This window comes from Dyella sp. (assembly GCF_051954575.1).
Taxonomy (GTDB): Bacteria; Pseudomonadota; Gammaproteobacteria; order Xanthomonadales; family Rhodanobacteraceae; genus Dyella_B.
The window spans coordinates 1-7,830 of the sequence record NZ_JBQCHP010000095.1; the positions used below are offsets into that span (position 1 = coordinate 1).

The 7,830-nt window shown below is 58.7% G+C and carries 9 protein-coding genes and 1 tRNA gene; 2 read left to right on the forward strand and 8 right to left on the reverse strand.

Annotated features, from left to right (window positions below; genetic code table 11):
- The first annotated feature begins 473 nt into the window (after window positions 1-473).
- Window positions 474-2,207 carry an MASE1 domain-containing protein gene (locus ACTHNE_RS13440; RefSeq protein WP_440269500.1) on the forward strand — a complete coding sequence of 578 codons (1,734 nt, stop codon included), beginning with the start codon at window positions 474-476 and terminating at the stop codon, window positions 2,205-2,207.
- Window positions 2,208-2,218: 11 nt separating this feature from the next.
- On the opposite strand, the gene ACTHNE_RS13445 is transcribed toward ACTHNE_RS13440, so the two are convergent.
- The 7 genes from ACTHNE_RS13445 to tpiA all read right to left on the reverse strand — a co-directional run bounded on the left by ACTHNE_RS13445 (window position 2,219) and on the right by tpiA (window position 5,663).
- Complete coding sequence (locus tag ACTHNE_RS13445) at window positions 2,219-2,650, reverse strand: hypothetical protein (RefSeq protein WP_440269501.1); 432 nt, start codon at window positions 2,648-2,650, stop codon at window positions 2,219-2,221.
- A 312-nt stretch (window positions 2,651-2,962) separates the two neighbouring features.
- The gene (locus tag ACTHNE_RS13450) at window positions 2,963-3,190 is read right to left on the reverse strand and encodes a hypothetical protein (RefSeq protein ID WP_440269502.1); all 228 of its coding nucleotides are present in this window, start codon (window positions 3,188-3,190) and stop codon (window positions 2,963-2,965) included.
- Window positions 3,191-3,201: 11 nt separating this feature from the next.
- Window positions 3,202-3,660, reverse strand: coding sequence for a hypothetical protein (locus ACTHNE_RS13455; RefSeq protein ID WP_440269503.1), 459 nt, complete (start codon window positions 3,658-3,660; stop codon window positions 3,202-3,204).
- Window positions 3,661-3,902: 242 nt separating this feature from the next.
- On the reverse strand, window positions 3,903-4,199 hold the full coding sequence (locus ACTHNE_RS13460; RefSeq protein WP_440269504.1) for a HigA family addiction module antitoxin: 297 nt from the start codon (window positions 4,197-4,199) through the stop codon (window positions 3,903-3,905).
- A gap of 115 nt (window positions 4,200-4,314) precedes the next feature.
- A tRNA-Leu gene (locus ACTHNE_RS13465) sits at window positions 4,315-4,399 on the reverse strand.
- A 14-nt stretch (window positions 4,400-4,413) separates the two neighbouring features.
- Window positions 4,414-4,884 (reverse strand): preprotein translocase subunit SecG, encoded by a 471-nt coding sequence (gene secG / locus ACTHNE_RS13470; RefSeq protein ID WP_440269505.1) that lies wholly within the window; start codon window positions 4,882-4,884, stop codon window positions 4,414-4,416.
- Window positions 4,885-4,910: 26 nt separating this feature from the next.
- On the reverse strand, window positions 4,911-5,663 hold the full coding sequence (tpiA, locus tag ACTHNE_RS13475; protein ID WP_440269506.1) for a triose-phosphate isomerase: 753 nt from the start codon (window positions 5,661-5,663) through the stop codon (window positions 4,911-4,913).
- A gap of 109 nt (window positions 5,664-5,772) precedes the next feature.
- Here tpiA and ACTHNE_RS13480 point away from each other — a divergent pair, with 109 nt between their 5' ends.
- Window positions 5,773-6,585: an SDR family NAD(P)-dependent oxidoreductase gene (locus ACTHNE_RS13480; RefSeq protein ID WP_440269507.1), complete on the forward strand. Its 813-nt coding sequence runs from the start codon at window positions 5,773-5,775 to the stop codon at window positions 6,583-6,585.
- 300 nt (window positions 6,586-6,885) lie between these two features.
- Here the strand turns inward: ACTHNE_RS13480 and ACTHNE_RS13485 are convergent, their stop codons facing one another.
- A complete protein-coding gene (locus ACTHNE_RS13485; RefSeq protein ID WP_440269508.1) occupies window positions 6,886-7,596 on the reverse strand; it encodes a VIT1/CCC1 transporter family protein in 711 nt (236 codons plus the stop codon).
- Window positions 7,597-7,830: the final 234 nt, after the last annotated feature.

The following is a 7,830-nucleotide window of genomic DNA, read 5'->3' on the forward strand; positions in this document are numbered from 1 at the left end:
TATAACCATCGACGTTTGCTTTCGTCGATCGGTTACCGCACACCGGCGCAAGCCGAAGCCGATTACTATCAACCACAGAGCGTGCTGCCCGAAGCGGCGTGACTCAAATCAAACAGCCTCCGGCAAACCCGGGGCGGTTCATGCCCCATCTACAGGCAAGGCAAATAGACGGCAATCAATGAACCACTTGAACATGCTGCTCCTCCTGAACATGGGGTCCCTTGATTGGCGCTGTGCCGCGGGGGCTGCATGGCGCGCAGTATTAGAAATGATCCGTTGGCAGCAAACTCCCTGGAATGCGGTTCTCCATCCATAGACAACCGCCTGACATCCCTGAAGGCCTCACGATGCTCCCAGGGGAGCTCTCGCCCATCAACGAACTCATTCAGGCCGGGTCAGCCTGGAGGATGTGAAGAACGCCCTCACGCAGTAGGCCACTGAAGCCGATATCATTAGGTAACCCATCAGATTGGATGGGATTTGTCCAATGCTCCCTGGCTGATCAGGTGCAGCATTTTGAAAGGGTTTCAGGCATTCCAGAGGGGGAATGTGGGATGGGGAAGAAGTCGTTTTTGGGATCGATTTGGTTCAAGCAAGTCGCAGTTGTCGTTGGATATATCGCGCTCTTTTCAATCATTCGGCCACTGAGTGACGCTCACTGGTCCTTGACCTCTGGTCTGCGCCTGTCAGCGCTCCTTCTGCTTCCGTATCGGTACTGGTTCGCCCTCGCGCTGAGTGATGGGTTGTACTCCCTCCCCCAAGCCATTGAGTGTGAACCGCAGTTCGGGCTTGTCTGGAGCCTGCAATACCCCTTCCCGCTGACTGCTATCGCGATGCCAGTCGTTTGGTATTGCAAAGAGAAGCTGTCGCTTTTTCCAACGAAGCGCCTGGTCAACTTCAACGCGTTGATTGCTTGCGCTCTTGCTTGCTCCACGGTGTGGTCTGTTTACAACATCGGTGGCCTCTGGTTGATTCCGAACCGCGGCTATGACATCGATGCTACTTTGTTTGGATCGCTGTTTGTGGGCTCGTTTGTTGCCGTATTAACTATGGTCCCGTGGGCAGTTCTCGGAAAGCTCAGTTATCGCGCTGGCACGCTGAAGTCAGGTCTTTGGGCTTTCATTCGAAGTCCCCTTTGTTTTGATGGTTGTCTGATCGTTGTCCCAGCCCTCCTCATCCTGTCCTTCCTCACCTACCGCTCAAGTGACGCGAGCAAACCCATCTGGGCGCTGTTCGAATTCGCCCCCTGTGTATGGCTCACCCTTCGCCACGGCTGGCGAGGAACCGTCTTTGGTGGAACGCTGACGGTTGCGAGTATTTGCTTGCTCTTTTCGTGGGGCGGAAACATTCCTGACCTGGATGTGGTGGAAGTCCAATCCATCATTGCCTTCTGCATCACCTGCTTGCTGTTGATGGGTGCACGCATCACGGCAATGCATGTCGCTGATCAAACTGAAAAGGCCAACGCTCGCCAAGCTACGCTCCTTGCCAGGCAGTCAATGATTGTCAGCGAGATGCGTCTAAAGCAGGCCTCAGAGACCTTGGAGCAGGTCTGCGGTGAGATGCAATTCAACCACAACCGCCTGATGACTCGTTTCCGCCTGATGCTTCCCGCGAACGAATCCCAACGCTTGACCAAGGACGTGACTGCGACCCAGGAAAAGGTCTATCAACTTGCCGAGGCGATGCATCCGAGTGCTTGGCGCAGGCGCGGCCTGCGCGCCGCCTTGAAGGAAAACATCGGTCGTGCTTTGGATGAGATAGGCATTGCTTACCAATTCACGGTAAATGGACGGGGCTTCAGCCAGGCAAGCCAAGGTTTGCACTCGATGATTTACCGTCTTGCGCGGGAATCAGTCGTGTATGTGTGCGGAAATTTGCAATGCACCAGCGTGAAATTACTTTTGCGCGGTGCATATATCGATGAACGCAGGGTCGTTGTTCTTCGCGTAGAAGGTGTCAAGGAGGATGCTAGCTACAACGACGATTTCATGCTGAAAGGCCAGCATGGCAGGCTTGCTCAAAAGCTCGGCGCCGTTGGCCTGGACCTCCATCAGCTCCGCGAAAATGCCCAGATTTTTGCGGGTGAACTCCATGTTCGAACCAAAGCCAATGCGATCCGCCTGACTGCACTTTTGGTGGACGCCAGTGAAAATGAAAGGGAGCACAAGGCTCCCTCTTCTCCTTTCAGACTTTGGGCTGGCTAAGCAAACCCTGCTTAGTGACCACCCTGGCACTGGACGCTTGAGCCACAAGTCGCTTCCAGCATGACCCCATTAGACGTTGGCACGGCGAGCATCGTGATGTCGGCATCTTGATAGACCGTAGTAGCATCGGTCGGAACGGCTGATGCGTTGGCGACGACATTTTGAGCGCTTGCACCCATCGGCAGCGCGAAGCGCGTGCCACCAACCGTGCCAACTGCGCCCAGCACTTTGCCATTGAGGTCGTTGACTTGCACATATTTGATGCCATTGCGCACAAATACGAAGACATGCACATTGGCGTTCAAGGATTGGTCGGCCACGTTCGGCCAAGCTTGTCCTAAACCATTGGACAGCGCAGATGGCGATGTCTGCGCAAACGTCGCACCAGCGAAAGCAAGCGATGCAAGTGCCAGCACAGACCGCAGGGTCATTCCAAAACGCATAACTACCTCCTTCCCTTATTTTGAATCGGCACGATTGCCCTCTTAAATTTAGCAGTAAAAGATGTGAAGGCTTGTGCCTTTTCGGCTATTCATGAGCGAGCAGTCAACCGTGAAGCCGGTCCGGCGAAGGCAACGATAAGATCATCACAATTTCTTGACATCTCGGGCACGGTCGGCAGCGTGGGCGATTCCTACGACAACGGCTAGTCGAAACCACAATAGACTCTGCAAGGCCGTCATTCACCGCCGATCTTGGCCAAACAGCTTCCGGCAAGCCCGGGGCGGTTCATTTGCGTGCAAAACAAAATATCCTCAATCCTTAATAAGCTCCTCAAAAGGCGGAAGATTACTGGAGTGTTTCTGTTCCTCCTCATAACCCACCTTGAGCTTCCCCAACGCTTTTTCGTATTTGACTAAGCGAAGCTCAAGCTCGCCAGCTTCCGGACTGTTATCCGCTTCCAACTGCTTCGCGAGGTCATTGATCATCGCGTCCACCGCTTGGATAGCCATTCGGAGCGTCACACCATCAATCTCAGCCATATCGATGCCCTTTACGCTTTAACGCCACGACGAGATAACTCCACCGATCGCGCCACAGCGCTTCGGGCAAAATTCTCCAACGCACCTTCCATAGCATCCTTTCTCATCGGCGCTCTGGCCTCAATCTGATAATGCGTCGCTTTGAGTCGTTTGTTGTAGCCCGTATTTGCAACGATGAGCGAATCGGGTATCGGAGTGCCTTCTGGGATGGGAAAAGATAACCACCCAGGTCTGGTGAATACCCCAGCTCGATCGAATAACGACGTGCCTTGCCCAGTCCCTACCCATTCGACATCTTTCACGAGATAGACCTGGATATCGGCCTCGCGGACGCCGCCATTGGGTAGTGGCCTGTCGTAGAAATCGGGGTGCAGTACCCCAGGCGCGGGCTCATCATCAATCATCACGCCATCGGGAAATTGCTCGACACGGCATGATCTGTAGAGATTCAAAGCGGTCGTTTCTGCCATGCAAACACTCCTTTGTATGCGGGGGCTGAGGTAAAGCGACGCACCCCATCAGCTAATGCTGCATTGTTTGTACGTGTAACAAAACGCGCGGCGTGGTAGCTACCGACTGGCACGATGACTGAGGCGGCTGCGTAATCCTAATCCCCCTCGCCCCCTTCAGGTCAATCGCGGAGATACTAGCTCCATTACTTAAACACAAAAACGCCTGCCGGTAGGCTCTCGCCAGGACGTATCTCTCACGCCTATGTCACCCGCGGACGGATCTGCTTTAGCGCATCCGCCAATTCACGACGTGCACTTTCCAACTCGTAATGCTGCTGAAGATTCAACCAGAACTCGGCAGAGTTATCGAAATAGCGGGAAAGTCGCAGCGCCATATCGGCGGGAATGCCGCGCTTCTCCTGCACGATCGCCCTGATGCGCGCGGTGGTGACACCTAGCGCCGCGGCCAACGCACTGCACGACAAGCCGAGCGGCATCATGAATTCCTCGCGGAGCATTTCGCCGGGATGGATGAGAGGGCGTAGCTGCTTGGCCATTGTCCATGTCTCCGCATTAGTCCTTGATTTTCAGCGCCCACAAAAAAACCCGCCATAAGCGGGTTTCTTCTTCCCGCTACCGAAATCCTGGACCAGAACTTCGATAGCCTTCGATTGGTGCCCAAGGGGGGACTCGAACCCCCACGACTTGCGTCGCTACCACCTCAAGGTAGTGCGTCTACCAATTCCGCCACCTGGGCTTGTGTTTCGATTGTTACTTCTTGCTCGTGGATGCTGCTGCCGGGGCCGTGGGGGCGGGTACTTCGCCCTGCTGTGCCTTGGCCGGTGCCGGCTGGGCCGCGGGGACCTCGCCATTGCCGGCCGGGGCCGGCACCGCTGCCTGCGGCTGGGCCGGGGCGGCGGGCTGCGCATTTTGCGGTTTGGCGGGCTTGTTGCCAAGTCCTGCCATCACGCCGAGATCGTTGTTGGCCTGCTGCTGGCGGATCGCGCCGCCGTTGACCTTCAGGTAGATGCCCATGCCGAGGCTGAGCGCAAAGAACAGTGCGGCGAGCACGGCGGTGGAGCGCGACAGGAAGTTGGCCGAGCCACGGGCACCAAACACGGTGGCCGACGCGCCGGCGCCAAAGCCGGAACCTGCATCGGCGCCTGCGCCGCGCTGCATGAGGATCAGCACGATCATCGCTGCAGCGATCAGGATGTAGAACACGCTGAAGATGACGAACATGAGGTCTCGCGTAGGGTTCGGTGTGCTTAACGGGCTGCGTTGCAGATGGCGAGGAATTCGGGTGCCACGAGCGAGGCGCCGCCGATCAACCCCCCATCCACGTCCGGCTGCGCAAACAGCTCTGCTGCATTGGCTGCCTTGACGCTGCCGCCGTAAAGCAGTCGGGTCAGACGGGCAATCATAGCATCCTCCCGCGACAATTGGCTACGGATGAAGGCGTGCACTTCCTGGGCCTGCTCGGGGCTGGCGGTTTTGCCGGTGCCGATGGCCCAGACCGGTTCGTAGGAGATCACGGCGGTGTCGAAGCTGCCGATGCCGTTGAGCGCCAGCACGGCGTGTAGCTGCTGCTGGATCACCTCTATGGTCTCCCCCGCTTCGCGCTGGTGCAGGGTCTCGCCCACGCACAGGATGGGGGTGAGCCCGGCGGCGCGTACCGCGGCGAACTTGCGCGCCACCTTTTCGTTGCTTTCGGTGTGATGGTGGCGGCGCTCGGAATGGCCGACCAGAGCCCAGCGGCAGCCGAGGTCGGCGACCATGGTGGCGGACACTTCGCCGGTGAAGGCGCCCTGCCCTTGGTGTTCGCTGACGTCCTGCGCGCCGAAACCGATGCCGGACGCGCCGTATTTATCGGTAAGCGGGGCGAGGTAGGGATACGGCGGCAGCACCAGCACATCGATATCGTCGAGCGGCACCCCGCTGATGATTTCTTCCATCAGACCTTCGGCCATCGAACGGCTGCCATGCATTTTCCAGTTACCGGCGACGAGTTTTTTACGCATGCCCGCATCCGTTACAAATGAAAGCTGGCAAGCTTAACCACCGTCCACAGGCACGGCAACGCGTGTGCTGAGGGATTTGCCGTTTATATCGATCCAGGAAAAACTCTTTATGACGAAAGCCCGCCCGCTCAGCCTGATCACCGGTGCCTCCGCCGGCATCGGCGCTGCCTTTGCCCGTGCGCTTGCCGCACGCGGACACGATCTGGTGCTGACCGCGCGGCGCACCGATCGCCTGGATGCGCTGGCGGCCGAACTGCACGGTCAACACGGCGTCAACGCCACGGTGCTGCCCTGCGATCTGGCCGACCCGCACGCGGTGGAACAGCTTTGCGCGGCGCTGGATCAACGCGGCTTGCAGGTGGATTGGTTGATCAACAATGCCGGGTACGGCGTACCCGGCAGGTTCGATCAGAACGAATGGCCGGTGCATGCGGATTTTCTGCGCGTGCTGGTGACGGCGCCGACTGAGTTGGCGTGGCAGCTGGTTCGCGGCATGCGCGCGCGGGGTTATGGGCGCATCGTGAACGTGGCGTCGCTGGCGGGCCATGTGCCGGGTTCGGCGGGGCATACGCTATATGCGGCGAGCAAGGCGTACATGATCAAGTTTTCGCAATCCTTGGCGCTGGAAAACCTGGGCACGGGCGTGAATGTGTGTGCGCTTTGTCCGGGGTTTACGTATTCGGAGTTTCACGATGTGACGGGCACGCGTCCGCTGGTGAGCAAGATGCCGAGCTTTATGTGGCAGCGTGCGGAAGATGTGGTGCAGGAAGGGATCGATGCGGTGGAGCGTGGGGATGCGGTGCATGTGACGGGGCGGTTCAATCGCACGGTCAAAGGCTTGTTCAAGCTGCTGCCGGATCGCATGGCGTTGAAGATGTCGGCGAAGCAGTCGAAGCGGTATCGGGCGCAGGATGCTGGTTAGCGATGCGGGGCTTTGCTCCCTCCCCTGCATGCAGGGGAGGGTCGGGGTGGGGTCGTACGAGCTTGCCGCAACGTTTGAGTTCGTCGCGAGGCTGCTTCACCCAACCCCAACCCTCCCCTACTGCACGTAGGGGAGGGAGCGGGTCTTTCGCACGCTTGACGCGTGACGAGCCTGCACCAATCCAATGCGCAAGCAAAATGCGGTCGCCGATGCGAGGTCGCCAATCAGCGTGTAGTTGGGGTGCAAACCCCAACATTGCCATGCCTATATCGATCGCGATGTTGGAGTTGACACCCCAACCTACGAAGCGCCGATCCAGTGCGCGAGAAGAAAGGCTGTCGCCGATGCCAGGCCGCCAATCAAAACTGTCTGCAACGCACTGCGCCACACGCTTACACCGGTGAAGCGGCTTTTTGCAGCGCCGAACACGGCCAATGCAATGCCCGTGCAGATGATCGATACCGTCAACGCAGGCTTCAATTGCGCAATCAGCATGTACGGTGCGAGCGGCACCAGGCCGCCAACGATGTAAGCGCCGCCGATGGTTACTGCGCTGCGCAAAGCCCGACGGGGATCGGGCGTTTCCAACCCCAGTTCGAAGCGCATCATGAAATCGACCCAGGCGTCGTGATCCTTGCGGAAGTGCGCCAGGATCGGTTCGCAGGCGGCGCGGTCCAGGCCGTACTGCTTGAAGATGTCGACGATCTCGCGTTCTTCCTCGCGCTGCAGTTCGCGGATTTCGCGAAATTCACGGCTGCGTTCGGAATGGTAGTGATCGATATCGCCGCGCGCGGCCAGATAACCGCCCAGGCCCATGGCGAGGGCGCCCGCCGCGATTTCCGCCACGCCAGCCACGACCACCACGCGGCTGGCGACGTTGGCGGCGGAAAGGCCGGCCGCGAGTGCGAATGGCACGGTAAGGCCGTCGGCCATGCCCAGCACGATGTCGCGCACGGTGTCGGATGCGGCGAAGTGGCGTTCTTTGTGCGGGTGACGATGCGTGGCGGACATGCGGCGAAGCTCCGGGGTGGCCTGGGGACTTTAAGGCAACACTGAATAAGTATCGCCGTCGTCATGATGCCTGGAAGGCTCGCTGGGTGTGTTGCGCGGCGCCGGGAAGACTGGCCGTCTTGCCAAGCCGCGCGGCGCAGCCTGCGGGCCTTCCCGGCATCACCCGTCCCTTTAAATTCAATAGTTGGGCCAGCCCTGTCTGTCCGCATGCCTTCGGTCCGCCGTCTCGACAGA

Coding starts and splice junctions, on each gene's coding strand:
- ACTHNE_RS13440 (WP_440269500.1), top strand. CDS start 474: ATGGGATTTGTCCAATGCTCCCTGGCTGATCAGGTGCAGCATTTTGAA.
- ACTHNE_RS13445 (WP_440269501.1), bottom strand. CDS start 2,650: ATGCGTTTTGGAATGACCCTGCGGTCTGTGCTGGCACTTGCATCGCTT.
- ACTHNE_RS13450 (WP_440269502.1), bottom strand. CDS start 3,190: ATGGCTGAGATTGATGGTGTGACGCTCCGAATGGCTATCCAAGCGGTG.
- ACTHNE_RS13455 (WP_440269503.1), bottom strand. CDS start 3,660: ATGGCAGAAACGACCGCTTTGAATCTCTACAGATCATGCCGTGTCGAG.
- ACTHNE_RS13460 (WP_440269504.1), bottom strand. CDS start 4,199: ATGGCCAAGCAGCTACGCCCTCTCATCCATCCCGGCGAAATGCTCCGC.
- secG (WP_440269505.1), bottom strand. CDS start 4,884: ATGTTCGTCATCTTCAGCGTGTTCTACATCCTGATCGCTGCAGCGATG.
- tpiA (WP_440269506.1), bottom strand. CDS start 5,663: ATGCGTAAAAAACTCGTCGCCGGTAACTGGAAAATGCATGGCAGCCGT.
- ACTHNE_RS13480 (WP_440269507.1), top strand. CDS start 5,773: ATGACGAAAGCCCGCCCGCTCAGCCTGATCACCGGTGCCTCCGCCGGC.
- ACTHNE_RS13485 (WP_440269508.1), bottom strand. CDS start 7,596: ATGTCCGCCACGCATCGTCACCCGCACAAAGAACGCCACTTCGCCGCA.